Origin of the sequence: Rathayibacter sp. VKM Ac-2928 (assembly GCF_022815545.1) — a bacterium.
Taxonomy (GTDB): Bacteria; Actinomycetota; Actinomycetes; order Actinomycetales; family Microbacteriaceae; genus Rathayibacter; species Rathayibacter festucae.
This window is the reverse complement of record NZ_JALGRU010000004.1, coordinates 213,348-231,075: the sequence shown is the minus strand read 5'-3', so window position 1 is coordinate 231,075 and position 17,728 is coordinate 213,348. Positions and strand designations below refer to the sequence as shown.

The window sequence follows — 17,728 nt, the reverse complement described above, 5'->3', positions numbered from 1 at the left end:
CGCCAGTTGCCGCTACGCGCCGATCTCCTGGTACGCCGCGAACAGCAGCGACGTCTCCGGTCCCTGCAGGATGCTCGGGCGAGCGAGGTCGTCGAGCACCACGAAGCGGAGCATGCCCGCGCGCGACTTCTTGTCGCGCTGCATCGCGGCGAGCAGCGTCTCCCAGCGGCCGAGCGGGTAGCTCGTCGGCAGCGTCAGCGACTCGAGGACGCTGCGCTGGCGATCGACGACGGCGTCGCTGAGCGAGCCGGTGAGCCGGGACAGCTCCGCCGCGAACATCATGCCGACCGAGACCGCCGCGCCGTGCCGCCACTGGTAGCGCTCGGCGTGCTCGACCGCGTGGCCGAGGGTGTGCCCGTAGTTGAGGATCTCGCGCAGACCTTTCTCGGTGAAGTCCTCGCTCACCACACGCGCCTTGATGCCGATCGACAGCTCGACCAGGCTGCGGAACTCCTCCGACGTCGGGTCGGTCGCGAGGTCCACGTCCGACTCGATGATGTCGAGGATCCGCGGCTCGGCGATCATGCCGTACTTCACGATCTCGCCGAAGCCGGCCAGGATCTCGTTGCGCGGCAGGCTCGTCAGCACGTCGAGGTCGGCGACGACGGCGCGGGGCGCGTGGAAGGCGCCGACGAGGTTCTTGCCCTCGGCCGTGTTGATGCCGGTCTTGCCGCCGACGGCCGCGTCGACCATGCCGAGCACCGTGGTCGGCACCTGCACGAGGTCGACCCCGCGGAGCCAGGTCGCGGCGACGAAGCCGGCCAGGTCGGTGATCGCGCCGCCGCCGAAGCCGACGACCGCGTCGGTCCGGGTGAAGTCGGACTGACCCATCACCTGCCAGCAGAAGGCGGCGACCTCGACGCGCTTGGCGGCCTCGGCGTCGGGCACCTCGGCGAGCAGCACCTCGTAGCGGTCGAGGAGGCTCTCCCGGATCTCGGCGGCGAGGACCGCGAGGGTCGGCGGGTGCACGATCAGCACCTTGGCCGCTCGCGGGCCGATCGCGTCGGCGAGGCCGTCGAGGAGGCCGCGGCCGACCGTGATGTCGTAGCCGTTCTCTCCGGTGACGGTGAGGGCGGTGGCGCCGTCGTTCATGCTCTTCTTCCGGTCGGGCGGCCGGTGGGGGCCGCCGGTTCTGTGGTGCTGGTGGCTTCGGTGGTGCCGGTGGACTCGGTGGTGCCGGCAGCGGGCTCGCCGATGGCGGCCTCGCGCTCGCGCACCCAGGCGGTCACCTCGGCTGCCAGGGTCGTGATCGGGCGGCGCGAGGAGTCGACGACGGTGTCGGCGAGCGACTCGTAGACCGCGCGTCGCGACTCGAAGATGCGCGTCCAGTCCGCGACGCCGCCGCGCACCAGCGGGCGGCCGGAGCCGAGCCGGTCGCGCACGGCCTCGGCGGTCGTGGTCAGCAGCACGACGGGGACGCCGGCCAGGTCGGCGCGCGTGCCCTCGTCGAGCACCGCTCCCCCGCCCAGACTCAGCACGACACCGCGGCGGACGGCCTGCTCGACGACGCGGCGCTCCTCCACGCGGAAGGAGGCCTCGCCGTGGAGGTCGAAGTACGCGGCGATCGGTCCGTGCCGGCGCACGAACTCGGCGTCGGAGTCGACGAACTCGGCCGCGAGGGCCTTCGCGACCCGCTTGCCGATCGTCGTCTTGCCGGCCCCCATCGGGCCGATCAGGACGACGCGGGCGCGGGCCGCGCCGGTATCGTGACCCGCCATCAGCGGGCCCGCCCAGGTAGGTGCTCGGGCATCAGACGAGACCGAGCGCCGGATCGCTGGCGGCGAGGGTGCGCAGCTCCTCCGGGATCGCGTCGAGGTAGCCCTGCAGATTGCGACGGGTCTCGGTGACGCTGTCGCCGCCGAACTTCTCCAGCACGGCGTTCGCGAGCACCAGCGCGACCATCGCCTCCGCGACGACGCCCGAAGCGGGCACCGCGCAGACGTCGGAGCGCTGGTGGTGCGCGCCGGCCGCCTCGCCGGTCGCGACGTCGACCGTGCGCAGCGCGTGCGGGACGGTGGCGATCGGCTTCATGCCGGCGCGGACCCGCAGGACGGTGCCCGTGCTCATGCCGCCCTCGGTGCCGCCGGCGCGATCGCTCGAGCGGCCGATGCCGCCCTCGGCGACGAACAGCTCGTCGTGCGCCTCGGAGCCGCGGCGGGTGGTGGTCAGGAAGCCGTCGCCGACCTCGACGCCCTTGATCGCCTGGATGCCCATCAGCGCGGCAGCCAGCTGCGCGTCGAGCCGGCGGTCCCAGTGCACGTAGGAGCCGAGTCCCGGCGGGAGGTCGTAGGCGAGGACCTCGACGACGCCGCCGAGGGTGTCGCCGTCCTCGTGCGCGCGGTCGACCTCGGCCACCATCAGGGCGCTGGTCGCCGCGTCGTGGCAGCGCAGCGGATCGGCGTCCAGCGCGTCGACGTCGGCGGGGGTCGGCAGGGCCGAGCCCTCCGGCACGCGGACCGGGCCGATGGCGAGGGTGTGGCTCACGAGGGTGATGCCGAGCTCGCCGAGGAAGCGGCGGGCGACGGCGCCGAGCGCGACACGAGCGGCCGTCTCACGGGCCGACGCGCGCTCGAGGACGTTGCGCGACTCCTCGAAGCCGTACTTCTGCATGCCGACCAGGTCGGCGTGACCCGGGCGCGGGCGGGTGAGCGCGGCACCGCGGCCCTTGGGCAGCGTCTCGGGATCGCGCGGCTCGGCCGCCATCACGTCGACCCAGCGCGCCCACTCGGTGTTGCCGATGCGCAGCGCGATCGGGCCGCCCGTCGTGCCGCCGTGGCGGATGCCGGACGAGACGTTCAGCTCGTCCTGCTCGAACTTCATCCGGGCGCCGCGACCGTAGCCGAGCTTGCGCCGGGCGAGGTCAGCGCGGACGTCGTCGAGGGAGACGGGGACACCCGCCGGCAGTCCTTCGAGGACGGCGACGAGTTCGGGGCCGTGGGATTCCCCGGCCGTGAGCCAACGGAGCATCCTCCGATTCTCGCACACGCGCCCCACCGGACTCGCGCCCCGCGGGCTCAGGCGGTGGAGTCGGCCGGCAGCGTCGCGCGCATCGCCGCGAGCACCGCGTCCTCGTCCGGCAGCGGCACGGCCGGGTCGCCGCCGGCGAACACCCGCACCTGCAGCAGCGCCTGGTGCAGGAGCATCCCCAGCCCCGACACGACGGGCGAGCCGGCCGCGCCCCAGCGCAGCGCGAGCGGGCTCGGCCAGGGCGAGTAGGCCACGTCGAAGAGCGTCGAGGCCGCGACCACCGCATCCGGCACGGCCAGCTCGGCCGACGCGCCGCCCGGCAGCGTCGAGACGAGCAGCGGCGCCGCGTCCGCACCGTCCCAGTCCGAGAACGGGCGGACGTCGAGGGCGACGCCGACGGCGGCGGCGATCGCGGCCAGCGGCGCGGCCTTCTCCGGCGAGCGGAGTGTGACGGTGACCCGCGCCGCGCCCAGCTCGGCCGCCGCGGCGAGGGCGGAGGCGGCGGTCGCCCCTCCCCCGAGGATCTCGACCCGCTCGGCCGAGTGCACGCCCGCCTCGCCGAGCGCCCGGACGATCCCGGCTACGTCCGTGTTGAAGCCGCGCAGGCGGGGTGCGCCGGCGGAGCGGTCGAGCAGCACCGTGTTGACGGCGCCGGTCGCCCGCGCGACCAGGTCCTCCTCGTCGAGCAGCGGCCGCACCGCGTGCTTGAGCGGCATCGTCAGCGACAGGCCGTGCCAGAGCGCGACCGGATCGGCGACGACGGCGGCGAGCGTCGCCTCCGTCGCCTCGACCGCCGTGTAGCTCCAGTCGAGCCCGAGCACCCGGTAGGCCGCCGCGTGCAGCTGGGGCGAGCGCGAGTGCTCGATCGGCGAGCCGAGGACCGCCAGCCGGCGCCCGCCCGGCGCCGGCTCCGCGATCACTGGTACTCCGGGTGGTCCCGCATCCACGCCTGCCACTGCGCCACCGCGGCGTTGTGCTCCGCATCGGTGGTCGAGTACACCGTCTCGCCGGTCTCGAGGTTGACCGTGACGAAGTAGAGCCAGGTGCCGTCCGCGGGCTGCAGCACCGCCTGGATGGCGACGTCGCCCGGGTTCGAGATCGGCGCGGGCGGCAGGCCGTCGCGCTGGTAGGTGTTGTAGACGTTGCTCGCGTCGTTGCGCTCCGCGTCGGTCGTGGTCACCCGGTCGGTGGCTCCGGTGCCGTAGGCGACGGTCGCATCCGACTGCAGGCGCCAGCCCTGGTCGAGGCGGTTCTGGAAGACGCGCGCGACCTTCGGGAAGTCCTCGGCGACGCGGGCCTCGCGCTGCACGAGCGAGGCGAACACGACGGTGCGATAGCGGTTCTCGACCGGCACGCCCGCCGCGTCGAGCGACTGGTACATCCGATTCACGAGCGTCTGCAGGATGTCGTGCGCCGAGGTGCCCGGGTCGATGTCGTAGGTCGCCGGGAAGAGGAAGCCCTCGAGGCTCGTCGCCTCGGCGGGGAGACCGTAGGAGCCCCAGTCGGCCGCGGCCGCCTCGAGGTCGGCGAGGGCGACGCCCGAGCCGTCCGCGATCAGCGGCAGCGCGCCCTTGAGCGAGGTGCCCTCCGGGATGACGAAGGTGTTGGCGAGCCTCGTCGAGTCCGAGTCGAGCAGCGCCGACAGCGCCGCCTTCGCGCTCATCTCCGCCTTCAGCGAGTAGGCACCGGGCTGGAAGACGGGCTCGGGGTTCTCCGCGAGGAGCAGCTCGTAGAACGGCGTATACGACTTGATGACGCCGTCCGCGACGAGGTTCTCGGCGATGGTGCTGCCGCCGTCGCCCTGGTGGATGGTGAAGACCACCTCGCTCGTGCCGGTGCCGGTGAAGTCGGTCGGCTCCGGCTCCGCGAACAGCGCGCGGACGGGCTCGACGAAGATCGTCACCGCGATCGCGACCAGGGCCACGAAGACGCCGAAGGCGAGGAGCCCGCCGATCAGCCCGCGACGGCTGCGTCGGGGCCTGTTCTCGCGCTTCGCGCGGCGGCGGCGGGTGGAGGGGGCGGCGTCGGGGTGCGCGGCGGCGACGGCTTCTCCGCGGTCGCGCGGGGCGCCGACCTCGGGGCCGGCGAACAGGTGGTCGATCGAGTCGGCCGCCGTCGGCTCCGTCTCAGAGGCGGGGTGCTGCTCCGGGTCGTGCGGGAGCTGACTCTGCTGATCGGCCTCCGCGGCGCGGGCGGCGCGGCGGCTCGGGGGGACGTCGGTCACGGCTGGGTCGTCCTTCGTTCGGTTCGAGCGCGGATCCGGCGGGGGTACCGGACGAGCGCTCGGAATCGATGGCGTGCTGCAGGATCACCACGGCGGCGACCTGGTCGATCACGGCGCGGGAGCCGCGGGTGCTGCGTCCCGAGCGGTGCAGCGCGCTCTGGGCGCTCACCGTCGAGAGCCGCTCGTCCACGAGCCGCACCGGGGCGGTCGGGACGGCGGAGGCGAGGCGCGCCGCGAAGGCGCGGGCGTCGTCCGTCGAGGCCGTCTCGGCGCCCGACAGCGACAGCGGGAGGCCGACGACGATCGCCGACGCGCCGAACTCGGCGGCGAGGGCCGCGATCCGGGCGACGTCGGCGCCGTCCGGCGCCTCCGCGACGCGCGCGACGGTCTCCACCGGCACGGCGAGGAGGCCGTCGGCGTCGCAGCGCGCGACACCGATGCGGGAACGGCCCACATCGATGCCGAGCCGGACGCCGAACCTCTCCATCTAGCGCGTCGCCTCCTCGACGACGGCGTCGAGCGCCGCGCCGATGGCGGACACGTCCGAGCCGCCGCCCTGGGCGAGGTCGTCCTTGCCGCCTCCGCCGCCGCCGAGGACACCGGCCGCGCGACGGGCGAGAACGCCCGCCTTCCGGCCGAGCTCGCGGGCGGCGGGGGTGGTCGCCACGATCACGGCGGGCTTGCCGGCGACGTCGGCCGCGAGGGCGACGACCGCCGCGTCCTGGCCGAGGCGCTCGCGCACCGAGATGACGAGCGAGCGGAGCTCGTCGCCCGAGCCGGCCGTGCCGACGTTCTCGGCGACGATCGTCACGCCGTTGATCGAGCGCTTCGTCGCGGCGATCGCGGGGACCCGCTCGGCGAGGGCGCGGGCCTCGAAGGTCGCGATCCGCTTCTCGGCGGCCTTGAGGCTCGCAACGAGCTCGGCGATCCGGTCGGGCAGCTGCTCGCGCGGGGTCTTGAGCGAGGACGAGATGGTGCTGACCAGGGCGCGCTCGGCGACGAGCTCCCTCAGCGCCTCGCGGCCGACGAGCGACTCGACGCGGCGGTTGGTCGAGCCGACCGAGGACTCGCTGATCAGGCTGATCAGCCCGATCTCCGCGGAGGTGCCGACGTGGGTGCCGGCGCACAGCTCGCGCGACCAGGGGCCGCCGATGTCGACGACGCGGACGACCTCGCCGTACTTCTCGCCGAAGAGCGCCATCGCGCCGAGCGCCTTGGCCTCGTCGAGCGGGAGCTCGCGGGTGACGACCTCGAGGTTGTCGCGGATCGCGCCGTTGGCGATGTCCTCGATCTCGCTGCGGGTCTCGAGCGAGAGCGCCTGGTTCCAGGAGAAGTCGAGGCGCAGGTAGCCGGCCTTGTTGAACGAGCCGGACTGGTGCGCCTGCGAGCCGAGGACCTGGCGGAGCGCCGCGTGGATGAGGTGGGTGCCGGAGTGCGCCTGACGCGCACCGCGGCGCCAGTCGCGGTCGACGACGGAGGTGGCGGCGTCGCCGACCCCGACCTCGCCGCTGGCGACCTGGATCTTGTGGCTGATCAGGCCCTTGACGGGCTTCTGCACGTCGAGGACCTCGAGGTCGAAGCCGTTGCCGACGATGCGGCCGGCGTCGGCCTCCTGCCCGCCCGACTCCGCGTACAGCGAGGTCGCCTCGAGGATCACCTCGGCGATGTCGCCGGCGACCGCCTTCTGGACCGCGTGGCCGCCGACGATGAGGCCGAGGATCCGGGACTCCGTGTCGAGGACGTCGTAGCCCGTGAAGAGCGTCTCGCCCTTGGCGCGGAAGTCGGCGTAGACCGAGAGGTCGGCCAGGGCGTTCTTCTTCGACTTCGCGTCGGCCTTCGCGCGGGTGCGCTGCGCCGTCATCAGGGAGTCGAACGCCTCGCGGTCGACGCTGAGGCCCGACTCCTCGGCGATCTCGAGGGTGAGGTCGATCGGGAAGCCGAAGGTGTCGTGCAGGAGGAAGGCGGTGTCGCCGGGCAGGGTCGCCGCCTCGGCCTTCTTGGTCTTCAGCACCGCGAGGTCGAGGATCTCGGTGCCGGCCGCGAGCGTGCGCAGGAACGCCTCCTCCTCGCCGTAGGCACTGGTCGACAGGCGCTCGAACTCGGTGGAGACCTCGGGGTAGGCCGAGGCCATCGCGTCGCGCGAGGCGGTGAACAGCTCGGGGAACGTCGCGGTGTCGACTCCGAGCAGGCGCATCGCGCGCACGGTGCGGCGCATCAGGCGGCGCAGGATGTAGCCGCGGCCCTCGTTGGACGGCGTCACGCCGTCAGAGAGCAGCATCAGCGAGGAGCGGACGTGGTCGGCGATGACGCGCATCCGCACGTCGTCCTCGTGCACGGCGCCGTAGCGGCGGCCCGAGAGCTCGGCGGCGCGGTCGAGCACCGGGCGCACCTGGTCGATCTCGTACATGTTCTCGACGCCCTGCTTGAGGAACGCGACGCGCTCGAGACCCATGCCGGTGTCGATGTTCTTGCTCGGCAGCTCGCCGAGGATGTCGAAGTCGACCTTGCTCGTGCCCTGCCCGCGCAGGTACTGCATGAAGACGAGGTTCCAGATCTCGACGTAGCGGTCGTCGTCGGTGGCCGGGCCGCCCTCGATGCCGTAGGCGGGCCCGCGGTCGAAGAAGATCTCCGAGCAGGGCCCGGCGGGGCCGGGCTGGCCGGTCGACCAGTAGTTGGTGTCCTTGTCGAGGCGCTGGATCCGCTCGTCGGGCAGTCCGGCGATCTTCTTCCAGAGCGCGATGGCCTCATCGTCGTCCTTGTAGACGGTGACCCAGAGGTCCTTCTCGTCGAAGCCGAGGTTGCCGTCGCTCTCACTGCCGGTGAGAAGCTCCCAGGCGTAGCCGATCGCCCCCTCCTTGAAGTAGTCGCCGAAGGAGAAGTTGCCGTTCATCTGGAAGAACGTGCCGTGGCGAGGGGTCTTGCCGACCTCCTCGATGTCGTTCGTGCGGATGCACTTCTGCACGCTCGTCGCGCGGTCGAACGGCGCGGGGACGACCCCGGTGAGGTAGGGCACGAAGGGCACCATGCCGGCGACGGTGAAGAGGAGGCTCGGGTCGTCGCTGACCAGGGAGGCGGAGGGGACCACGGTGTGCCCGCGGCTTCCGAAGAAGTCGAGCCAGCGGTTGCGGATGTCTGCGGTCTGCATGGGTTCCGTTACGTTTCGGTCGACCTGGTCGACGCGGGTGTCTGTCGGGTGGTGCGGTTCCAGCGGGTGGTGCGGGTCTGTCGGGTGCGCCGGGACGGGCAGGGCGTCAGCCCTCGCCGATGGCGGCCTTGAGCTCGGCCTCGCGCTGGTGGTAGCCCTCGGAGACGGCGTCGCCGAGCTCCTTCGCCGTGCGGTTGAGGTCCTCGAAGAGACGAGCACCCGCCTCGGTGCGCGCGACCTGGTGCGCGACCGCGAATCCGAGACCGATCCCGATGACGATCAGCACGATGTTCTTCACAGCGATTCCTCCCACAGCGTTTCCTGCTCACGGCAGCCGGCCCGAGGGCGCGGCGACCCCCTCGATTGTAGGGCGCGGGCAGGGGGCTACCTGGAGGACGACCTGCGGGTGCGCCGAGAGCGGCGCGCGGCGCCGCGTCCGACCGCGGCACCCGCCTTGTCGGCGGTGCGGCCGGCGACGAGGACGGCGCGGACTCCTGCGGTGAAGCCGGCGAGCTTGATCAGCGGTCCGCCGATCGTCGCGGCGGTCAGGGCGACGAGCGCGTTGACGTTGCCGGTGACCTCGGCCACGTCCTTCGTGATGGTGTCGACGCGAGCCAGCTGCTGGTTCGCCTCGCGCAGCGTCGACGCCGATTCGTCGAGGATCGGGGTCAGGCCGTCGCTGGCCTGCTTGATGGCCTCGCTCGTGCTGTCGAAGACCCGACCGAGCTTCCAGAGCGGGATCGCGGCGACGGCGACGAGGATCGCGAACACCCCCGCGGCGATGAGCCCTGCGATGTCTCCACCGGACACGATGACCTCCGTTTCGGCGCCGCCGGATGCGGCACCCCAGCCTACCGACGGCGCACGGCGGCCCTGGTCCGGCCGGAGGCGGCACCGGCACGCCTTCGGCACGTGAGAACGGCCCCGGCACGCCGGAACACCCGGAATCCGCGAGCCGGAGCTCGGATCGCGAGCCGGACCGACCTGGCTGCACGGCGGCGGCTGCGCGCCGAGGAGGCCCGGGAACGAGGAAAGGCCCCGGCAGGAGCCGGGGCCTTTCCAACGGGGGTGCGCTGACTAGCGGGCCGCGTAGTACTCGACGACGAGCTGGACTTCGCAGGTCACGGGGACCTCGGCGCGCTTCGGGCGGCGCAGGAGCGTCGCCTGGAGCTTGTCGATCTCGACCTCGAGGTAGCCCGGGGTCTTGGGGAGGACGTCGACGTGTCCGCCGGCGGCCGCGACCTGGAAGGGCTCGGTGCCCTCGGAGCGGGTCTTGACGTGGATGACCTGGCCCGGCTTCACGCGGAAGGAGGGACGGTCGACCGTCTGGCCGTCCACCATGATGTGGCGGTGGGTGACGAACTGGCGGGCCTGCGCCGTGGTGCGGGCGAAGCCCGAGCGCAGGACGAGGGCGTCGAGGCGCATCTCGAGGAGCTCGACCAGGTTCTCACCGGTCAGGCCCTGGGTGCGGCGCGCCTCCTGGAAGGCGATGCGCAGCTGCTTCTCGCGGATGCCGTACTGGGCTCGCAGACGCTGCTTCTCTCGCAGGCGGACCGCGTAGTCGGAGTCGGCCTTGCGCTTCGAGCGGCCGTGCTCACCGGGAGCGTAGGGACGCTTCTCGAGGTAGCGGGCGGCCTTCGGGGTCAGGGGGATGCCGAGGGCGCGCGAGAGGCGCGTCTTCGAACGGGTACGTGAGGTGGTCGACACTGTGGTCCTTCCAGGGTCTGAGAGGTTCGGTCGCAGTCCTCGTCCGCCGGCTCCGGGAGGAGGGCGGGCGCCGAGGTCGTGTCCCCCCGCGGGTGCGGGAGGCAGGGTGACCGCGGTGGCGGACTGCGCGATTCAGAGGGATGCGCTGCTCCGCTCGGCTACAGAGCGGTGGGCAACCTCGCAAGACTACCAGGCGCGGGAGCCCGCGTCACGCGCGGTTCCGGGTCCGCCGTCCCCGACCGTCAGCCGCGGCCTCGGATGATCCGGAGAAGCTTCGCCAGCCGGGCCGACACGTCGCGCTCGTTGCCGTGCTCGGTCGGCGCGTAGTAGCGCGCGCCGCGGAGCTCGTCCGGCAGGTACTGCTGCTCGAGGACGCCGAGCTCGGCGTCGTGCGGGTAGCGGTAGCCCTTGCCGTGGCCGAGCCGCTTGGCGCCCGGGTAGTGCGCGTCGCGCAGGTGCGGCGGCACCCGGCCGGCCTTGCCCGCGCGGACATCGGCGATCGCCCTGTCGATGGCCGTGTAGGAGGCGTTCGACTTCGGGGCGGTGGCGAGGTGGACGACGGCCTGCGCGAGCGGGATGCGCCCCTCCGGCATGCCGATGAACTGGACGGCGTCGGCGGCGGCGATCGCGACGACGAGCGCCTGCGGGTCGGCCATCCCGATGTCCTCGGAGGCCGAGACGATGATCCGGCGGGCGATGAAGCGCGGGTCCTCCCCCGCCTCGATCATCCGGGCCAGGTAGTGCAGCGCCGCGTCGACGTCCGAGCCGCGGATCGACTTGATGAACGCGCTGATGACGTCGTAGTGCTCGTCGCCGTTGCGGTCGTAGCGCAGCAGCGCGCGGTCGACGGCGCGGGCGACCACCTCCACCGTGATCAGCGGGAGCTCGGGCTCCTCGACGACGGCGGGCTCGGCGGAGACGCCCTCGTCCTCGTCCTCCTCCTCCTCGCTCTCGCCCGCGGTCGCCCGCGCGACGCGATCCGCCTCGCGCGCCTCCGACCTCGCGGAGGTAGCGGCGGCCTCGAGCGCCGTGAGCGCGCGTCGGGCGTCCCCGGAGGCCAGCCGGACGATGCTCGCGCGGGCCTCGTCGTCGAGCCGCACCGAGTCGCGGAGCCCGCGCTCGTCGTGCAGCGCGCGGTCGACGAGCAGCCCGAGGTCCTCGTCGTCGAGGGTGTTCAGCGTGAGCAGCAGGGAGCGCGAGAGCAGCGGGGCGATCACCGAGAAGGACGGGTTCTCGGTCGTCGCCGCGATGAGGATCACCCAGCCGTTCTCGACGCCGGGCAGCAGCGCGTCCTGCTGCGCCTTGGTGAAGCGGTGGATCTCGTCGAGGAAGAGGACGGTCGACGTGCCGTAGAGGTCGCGGGTGGAGAGCGCCTCCTCCATCACCTGGCGGACGTCCTTCACGCCGGCCGTGACGGCGGAGAGCTCGACGAAGCGCCGGCCACTGGAGTGCGCGACGGCCTGGGCGAGCGTCGTCTTGCCGGTGCCGGGCGGGCCCCAGAGGATGACGGAGACGGCTCCGCGCTCACCCGTGGTGTCGGCCGCGAGGGCCACCAGCGGCGAACCGGGCGTCAGCAGGTGCCGCTGCCCCGCGACCTCCTCAAGGCTGCGGGGACGCATGCGCACGGCGAGCGGCGTCGCCCCGGAGCGGAGTCCGGCCTGCTGCATGGTCATCGCACCAGCGTAACGACGGCCTCCGACAGTCGGCCCCGGCGCCCGCCCGGCACCCGGCGTCGCGGCGTCCGGCGAGGGCGCGGCGATTCTCGTAGGCTCGACGCGCTCCGCGCTCGCGCGGGGCCGCGCCGGACGCAGGCGCGACGCACGACGGCGGAGGAACACGTGGCCCAGGGCAGGACGAACGATCGCGAGGCGCGCACCCGACTGAGGGCCTACCAGGCGCGGCAGACCCTGCACCGCACGCGCGCCAAGCGCCGGGTCCGCGACAACGTGATCGCGGCCGTCGCGGGCGTCGTCGTGATCGCCCTCGCGGTCGTCGCGCAGCTCCTCTACTTCTCCGGCGGCCCGGGCACCCCGGTCGCCGAGCCGACGTCCTCCGAGAGCGCGACCCCCACGCCGACCCCCGAGGCGACCGGCCAGAACACCGGGGACGTCCCCTCCGCCGACATCGCCGAGGGCCGCGACTGGACCGGCACGATGTCGATCAACAGCGACGAGCTGGGGATCACCCTGGCCGGCGCCGCCGCCCCGCAGGCCGTCTCCTCCTTCCTCTCCCTGTCGCAGTCCGGCTTCTACGACGGCGTCTCCTGCCACCGGCTCACCACCGAGGGCCTCTACGTCCTGCAGTGCGGGGACCCGAACGGCGACGGCACCGGCGGCCCCGGCTACAGCTACGGACCCGTCGAGAACGCGCCCGCCGACGGCGTCTACCCGGCCGGCACGATCGCGATGGCCCGCCAGGGCGGCAACGGCTACAGCCAGGGCAGCCAGTTCTTCGTCGTCTACCAGGACACCCAGCTCCCCGAGGACGCGGCGGGCGGCTACACGGTGGTCGGCCAGGTGACCTCGGGTCTCGATGCGCTGATCGCCGACGTGGTCGCGAAGGGCACGGCGGACGGCTCCGGCGACGGCGCTCCCGCCGAGCCGGTCGCGATCGGCGGCATCTCGCTGCAGTAGCCCTCGCGCGCGCCGCCGACGAGCGGCGCGCGCGACCCGCGGGACCGCGGACGAACGGGGGCGCGGGGAGTGCAATAGGCTTGTCGTCACTGCCCGTTCGCGGCTGAGCGCGGTCGTCGGCCTCCGGCTGTCGAGCACCGAGGCCGAGGGGCGGGACGACAGCGAAAGGCGGCACCCGATGCTGACTCCAGACGGCGACATCGACACCGTGTCCACCCCCGGCACCGTGTCACCCGACGACAGCGCGTCCTCCGAGACGACGGACGCTCCCGAGAGCACCGGCGCCCCCGAGGGCGCCGACGCCCCGGCCGAGACGGACGCTCCCGAGACGGGAGAGGGCTCCCCCGAGACGGCGACGCCCGGATCCGAGACGGCGACGCCCGACGAGGTGGCGGCCCCCGAGGAGGCAGCGGCCTCGGACAAGACGGCGCCCTCCGAGGGCGAGACAACGACCTCGGACGAGACGGCGACCTCCGGCGAGGCAGCGACCGCCGATGAGACGACGGCTCCCGAGAACGCGGCGCCTCCCGTCGTCCCGACGGCTCCCCGCCCGCAGGCGGGCGCCCGGCAGCCGTGGGGCCGCGTGGCCGACGACGGCACGGTCTACGTCCGCGTCGGCGACGAGGAGCGCGAGGTGGGCCAGTACCCCGACGCGACTCCCGAGGAGGCCCTCGCCTACTACGAGCGCAAGTACACCGAGCTCGCCGGGCAGGTCTCCCTGCTCGAGCAGCGGGCCAAGCGCGGCGCTCCGGCGAACGACGTGTCGCGCGGAGTGCAGACGCTCACCGCGGCCATCTCGCAGGCGCACGCCGTCGGCGACCTCGACGCCCTGCAGGCCCGCGTCAGCGCGCTCAGCGGTTCCGTCGAGGATCTGACCGAGCAGCAGGCCGCCGAGACGAAGGCCGCCCTCAGCGACGCGATCGCTCACCGCGAGGCGATCGTCGCCGAGGCCGAGGCGCTGGCCGCCGTCGACCCGGCGAAGACGCAGTGGAAGCAGGCCAGCGCCGCGATCGACGACCTCTTCGCCCGCTGGCAGAGCCACCAGCAGCAGGGTCCGCGCCTCCCCAAGAACGACGCCAACGAGCTGTGGCGCCGCTTCCGCGGAGCGCGCACGACGATCGAGCAGAACCGCAAGGCGTTCTTCGCCGACCTCGACTCGGCGCACCGCGAGGCCAAGCAGGCCAAGCAGTCGCTGATCGATCAGGCCGACGCCCTGGTCTCACGCGGTGCCGAGGCGATCCCGGAGTACCGGGCCCTCCTCGAGCGCTGGCGGGTGGCCGGTCGCGCGGGCAAGCGGTTCGACGACGCCCTCTGGGCGCGCTTCAAGGCCGCCGGCGACGCGATCTACGGCGCGAAGGCCGAGGTCGTCGCGCAGGAGAGCGTCGAGTACACCGAGAACCTCGACCTCAAGCTCGCCCTCCTCGAGGAGGCGGAGCCGCTCCTGCAGGAGCAGGACCGCGAGAAGGCCAAGCGCGTGCTGCTCTCCGTGCAGGAGCGCTGGGACGCCGTCGGCCGCGTGCCGCGCGAGCAGGTGCGCACCGTCGAGGACCGCCTCCGCAAGGTCGAGGCGCACGTGCGCAAGCTCGATGAGGAGCACTGGAACCGCAGCAACCCCGAGCGCAAGGCGCGCTCGGAGGGCCTCGCCTCGCAGCTGACCGCCGCGATCCAGAAGCTGCAGGACGAGCTCGACGAGGCGAAGGCCCGCGGTGACCGCGCCGCCATCGCCCAAGCGCAGGAGGCCCTCGACGCCCGCAAGGTGTGGCTGGACGCCCTGGGCTGATCCCGGCCTGCTCGCGTGCTGGTCGAGCGGCCGCCGGCGGCGGGGTGTGGAGACCCACTCCTCGGACGATGTGGATCTCGATACGCCCGCTGCGCGGGCTACTCGATCAGCATGAGCACGCGTCCGTGACCGACATGCTGGTCGAGTAGCCGCCGGAGGCGGGGTGTCGAGAACCGCCCCTCGGACGACGTGGATCTCGATACGCCCGCTGCGCGGGCTACTCGATCAGCATGAGCACGCGTCCGTGACCAGCATGCTGGTCGAGTAGCCACCGGAGGCGGCGTATCGAGACCCGCCTGTCGCCGGCGGGAACCGCACGGCGATGGTTCTCGCGGATCCGTCCACAGATGTGCTGCGGCTGTCCCGCGGGGACGACGGCTCGGACAGCATGGGCGGATGACGCGCCTCCTCCCCTCCGTGCTGCTCCCGGGGCAGCTGCCGCTCGCGGAGCTCTGCGCCGCCCGTCTCGACGGCGAGGTCGTCGCGCTCGACGAGGGCTTCCTCCTCGCCGATCTGCCGGTGGGCCCGGCCGAGCGCGGCGAGGCGCTGCGGGCGGTCGTCCCGGCGAAGGCGGTGGCCGACCGGCTGTCGGCGGCCTGGGTGCACGGCGCGATGCCCGCCGCTCCCCCGGTGCACAGCGCCTCCATCGACCGACGGAACCGGCTGCACCCGCCGATGCTCGCGCGGGTGCGCTTCCACGAGGTGCGGCTCACCGACGAGGACGTCGTGCTCCTCGGCGGCTGCTCCGTCACGACCCCCGAGCGGACCCTGATCGATCTGGCGCGCACCCGCAGCACCTGCGACGACGACCTCCTGCGCAGCCTGGCGGCCGTCACCGGTGTCTCGCTCGAGCGGGTGCTCGAGCGACTGGACAGCGGTCCTCCGGTCTCGAGCCGCCGGATCGCCCTGCTCCGCCTGACCGCGGCCATCGGCTGACCTCGCACTGCGCCCGGGCACTGCGCCGGCCGCGCCGGGCGATCAGCCCGCGTTCACCCGGTAGACGTCGTAGACGGCGTCGATCCTGCGGACGGCGTTGAGCACCCGGTCGAGGTGCGTCGTGTCGCCCATCTCGAACACGAACCGGCTGATCGCCAGTCGGTCGCTGGAGGTGGAGACCGTGGCCGACAGGATGTTCACGTGGTGCTCGGAGAGCACGCGCGTGACGTCGCTGAGCAGGCCGGACCGGTCGAGCGCCTCGACCTGGATCTGCACCAGGAAGATGCTCTTCGAGGACGGCGCCCACTCGACGTCGACGATCCGCTCCGGCTCCTTGAGCAGCTCCTGCACGTTGTGGCAGTTGGCCTGGTGCACCGAGACGCCGGCGCCACGGGTGACGAAGCCGACGATCTGATCGCCCGGAACCGGGGTGCAGCACTTCGCCAGCTTGACCAGGATGTCCGGCGCGCCCTTGACCAGGACCCCGGACTCGCTGCTGCGGCTGCGCGGACGCGGGGAGCGCGGGAGGGTGACCTCGTGCTCGTCCGACTCCGGGTCGCCCTGGATGGTCGCGACGACCTTCTCCAGCACCGACTGCGTGGAGACGTGCCCCTCGCCGACCGCGGCGTAGAGCGCCTCGACGTCGTTGTAGCGCAGCTGGCTGGCCACCTCGGTGAAGGTGTCCTGGCTCATCAGCTTCTGCAGCGGCAGGTTCTGCTTGCGCATGGCCCGCGCGATGGAGTCCTTGCCCTGCTCGATCGCCTCGTCGCGGCGCTCCTTGGTGAACCACTGGCGGATCTTGTTGCGAGCCCGCGGGCTCTGCACGAAGTTCAGCCAGTCCTGGCTGGGGCCGGAGTCCGGGTTCTTCGAGGTGAAGACCTCGACGACGTCGCCGGTGGTCAGCGAGGACTCGAGCGGCACGAGACGCCCGTTGACCTTGGCGCCCATGGTGCGGTGGCCGACCTCGGTGTGCACGGCGTAGGCGAAGTCGACCGGGGTCGCGCCCGTCGGCAGGCCGATGACGCGCCCCTTGGGCGTGAAGACGTAGACCTCCTTCGCCCCGATCTCGAAACGGAGGGAGTCGAGGAACTCGTTCGGGTCGGTCGTCTCGGACTGCCAGTCGGAGAGGTGCGCGAGCCACGCGAGGTCGGTGTCGTTCGAACCGGAGGCGACCTTGCCCGTCGCCATCTGCTCCTTGTACTTCCAGTGCGCCGCGATGCCGAACTCGGCGTGCTGGTGCATCTCGTTGGTGCGGATCTGGATCTCGACCGCGCGGCCCTTCGGCCCGATCACCGTGGTGTGCAGCGACTGGTACAGGTTGAACTTGGGGGTGGCGATGTAGTCCTTGAAGCGACCGGGCATCGGGCTCCAGCGCGCGTGGATCGAGCCGAGCACGGCGTAGCAGTCGCGCACGGAGTTGACCAGCACGCGGATGCCGACCAGGTCGTAGATCTCGTCGAAGTCGCGGCCGCGGACGACCATCTTCTGGTAGATCGAGTAGTACTGCTTCGGCCGGCCCACGACGCGGCCGCGGATCTTTCCCGCCCGCAGGTCCTCGCCGATGAGGTCGATGATGCTCTGGACGAACTCCTCGCGCTGCGGGGTCCGCACCTTCACGAGGCTCTCGATCTCGTTGTAGATCTTCGGGTAGAGCACCGCGAACGACAGGTCCTCGAGCTCCCACTTGATCGCCTGGATGCCGAGGCGGTTCGCCAGCGGCGCGTAGATCTCGAGGGTCTCGGTCGCCTTGCGGGCCGCGGACTCGGCGGGAACGAAGCCCCAGGTGCGCGCGTTGTGCAGGCGGTCGGCCAGCTTGATGATCAGAACGCGGATGTCCTTCGACATCGCCACGATCATCTTGCGGACGGTCTCGGCCTGCGCGCTGTCGCCGTACTTGACCTTGTCGAGCTTGGTGACGCCGTCCACCAGCATCGCGACCTCGTCGCCGAAGTCGGCTCGGAGCTCGTCGAGCTTGTAGTCGGTGTCCTCCACCGTGTCGTGCAGCAGCGCGGCGGCGATGGTCTTCGAGCCGATGCCGAGGTCGGCGAGGATCTGCGCGACGGCCAGCGGATGCGTGATGTACGGCTCGCCGCTGCGGCGCTTCTGGTTCGCGTGCGCGCGCTCGGCGACCGAGTAGGCCCGCTCGATCAGCGCGATGTCACTCTTGGGGTGGTGCGTGCGCACCGTCCGGACGAGCGTGTCGACCGCCCCGGAGGGCTGTGCGCGCGAGAAGATCCGCGGGACCAGCCGGCGCAGGGCGGCGGTCGAGGACGTGGTCGTGGTGTCGCTCACGCGGAGATCTCCATCGCCTCATTATCGCCCGTCGCGCGGGCGCC

Annotated in this window: 15 protein-coding genes; 3 read left to right on the top strand and 12 right to left on the bottom strand. The window is 72.6% G+C overall.

The features are described 5' to 3' along the window. Positions 1-12: 12 nt before the first annotated feature. From aroB to MT350_RS15560, 11 genes are all read right to left on the bottom strand, one after another. The gene (gene aroB, locus MT350_RS15610; protein ID WP_123446214.1) at positions 13-1,092 is read right to left on the bottom strand and encodes a 3-dehydroquinate synthase; all 1,080 of its coding nucleotides are present in this window, start codon (positions 1,090-1,092) and stop codon (positions 13-15) included. After that, the gene (locus tag MT350_RS15605; RefSeq protein ID WP_243616248.1) at positions 1,089-1,718 is read right to left on the bottom strand and encodes a shikimate kinase; all 630 of its coding nucleotides are present in this window, start codon (positions 1,716-1,718) and stop codon (positions 1,089-1,091) included. The genes aroB and MT350_RS15605 overlap by 4 nt, the downstream gene beginning before the upstream one ends. A gap of 31 nt (positions 1,719-1,749) precedes the next feature. Then, positions 1,750-2,967 carry a chorismate synthase gene (aroC, locus tag MT350_RS15600; RefSeq protein WP_123735836.1) on the bottom strand — a complete coding sequence of 406 codons (1,218 nt, stop codon included), beginning with the start codon at positions 2,965-2,967 and terminating at the stop codon, positions 1,750-1,752. 47 nt (positions 2,968-3,014) lie between these two features. Then, positions 3,015-3,887, bottom strand: a complete 873-nt coding sequence (locus MT350_RS15595) for a shikimate dehydrogenase (protein WP_243616247.1) — start codon at positions 3,885-3,887, stop codon at positions 3,015-3,017. Beyond that, positions 3,884-5,191: an endolytic transglycosylase MltG gene (gene mltG / locus MT350_RS15590; protein WP_243599940.1), complete on the bottom strand. Its 1,308-nt coding sequence runs from the start codon at positions 5,189-5,191 to the stop codon at positions 3,884-3,886. The genes MT350_RS15595 and mltG overlap by 4 nt, the downstream gene beginning before the upstream one ends. Next, positions 5,094-5,678 carry a Holliday junction resolvase RuvX gene (ruvX, locus tag MT350_RS15585; RefSeq protein ID WP_123446210.1) on the bottom strand — a complete coding sequence of 195 codons (585 nt, stop codon included), beginning with the start codon at positions 5,676-5,678 and terminating at the stop codon, positions 5,094-5,096. The genes mltG and ruvX overlap by 98 nt, the downstream gene beginning before the upstream one ends. After that, on the bottom strand, positions 5,679-8,336 hold the full coding sequence (gene alaS / locus MT350_RS15580) for an alanine--tRNA ligase (RefSeq protein WP_243599939.1): 2,658 nt from the start codon (positions 8,334-8,336) through the stop codon (positions 5,679-5,681). It abuts the gene before it with no gap. Positions 8,337-8,442: 106 nt separating this feature from the next. Next, on the bottom strand, positions 8,443-8,634 hold the full coding sequence (locus MT350_RS15575) for a hypothetical protein (RefSeq protein WP_123446208.1): 192 nt from the start codon (positions 8,632-8,634) through the stop codon (positions 8,443-8,445). Positions 8,635-8,720: 86 nt separating this feature from the next. After that, the gene (locus tag MT350_RS15570; protein WP_123446207.1) at positions 8,721-9,146 is read right to left on the bottom strand and encodes a DUF948 domain-containing protein; all 426 of its coding nucleotides are present in this window, start codon (positions 9,144-9,146) and stop codon (positions 8,721-8,723) included. A 267-nt stretch (positions 9,147-9,413) separates the two neighbouring features. Further along, the gene (gene rpsD, locus MT350_RS15565; protein ID WP_123446206.1) at positions 9,414-10,043 is read right to left on the bottom strand and encodes a 30S ribosomal protein S4; all 630 of its coding nucleotides are present in this window, start codon (positions 10,041-10,043) and stop codon (positions 9,414-9,416) included. 242 nt (positions 10,044-10,285) lie between these two features. Further along, positions 10,286-11,716, bottom strand: coding sequence for a replication-associated recombination protein A (locus tag MT350_RS15560; protein WP_243616246.1), 1,431 nt, complete (start codon positions 11,714-11,716; stop codon positions 10,286-10,288). A 165-nt stretch (positions 11,717-11,881) separates the two neighbouring features. On the opposite strand from MT350_RS15560, the gene MT350_RS15555 reads away from it, so the two are divergent. The 3 genes from MT350_RS15555 to MT350_RS15545 all read left to right on the top strand — a co-directional run bounded on the left by MT350_RS15555 (position 11,882) and on the right by MT350_RS15545 (position 15,392). After that, entirely contained in the window at positions 11,882-12,676 is a 795-nt protein-coding gene (locus tag MT350_RS15555) for a peptidylprolyl isomerase (protein WP_243616245.1), read from the top strand. Between the two features lie 178 nt (positions 12,677-12,854). Beyond that, positions 12,855-14,456 (top strand): DUF349 domain-containing protein, encoded by a 1,602-nt coding sequence (locus MT350_RS15550; RefSeq protein ID WP_308197482.1) that lies wholly within the window; start codon positions 12,855-12,857, stop codon positions 14,454-14,456. Between the two features lie 396 nt (positions 14,457-14,852). Further along, positions 14,853-15,392: a type IV toxin-antitoxin system AbiEi family antitoxin gene (locus tag MT350_RS15545; protein WP_243599935.1), complete on the top strand. Its 540-nt coding sequence runs from the start codon at positions 14,853-14,855 to the stop codon at positions 15,390-15,392. A 42-nt stretch (positions 15,393-15,434) separates the two neighbouring features. Here MT350_RS15545 and MT350_RS15540 read toward each other — a convergent pair whose 3' ends face one another. Next, positions 15,435-17,684 (bottom strand): bifunctional (p)ppGpp synthetase/guanosine-3',5'-bis(diphosphate) 3'-pyrophosphohydrolase, encoded by a 2,250-nt coding sequence (locus MT350_RS15540; protein WP_123446201.1) that lies wholly within the window; start codon positions 17,682-17,684, stop codon positions 15,435-15,437. Between the last annotated feature and the right edge of the window lie 44 nt (positions 17,685-17,728).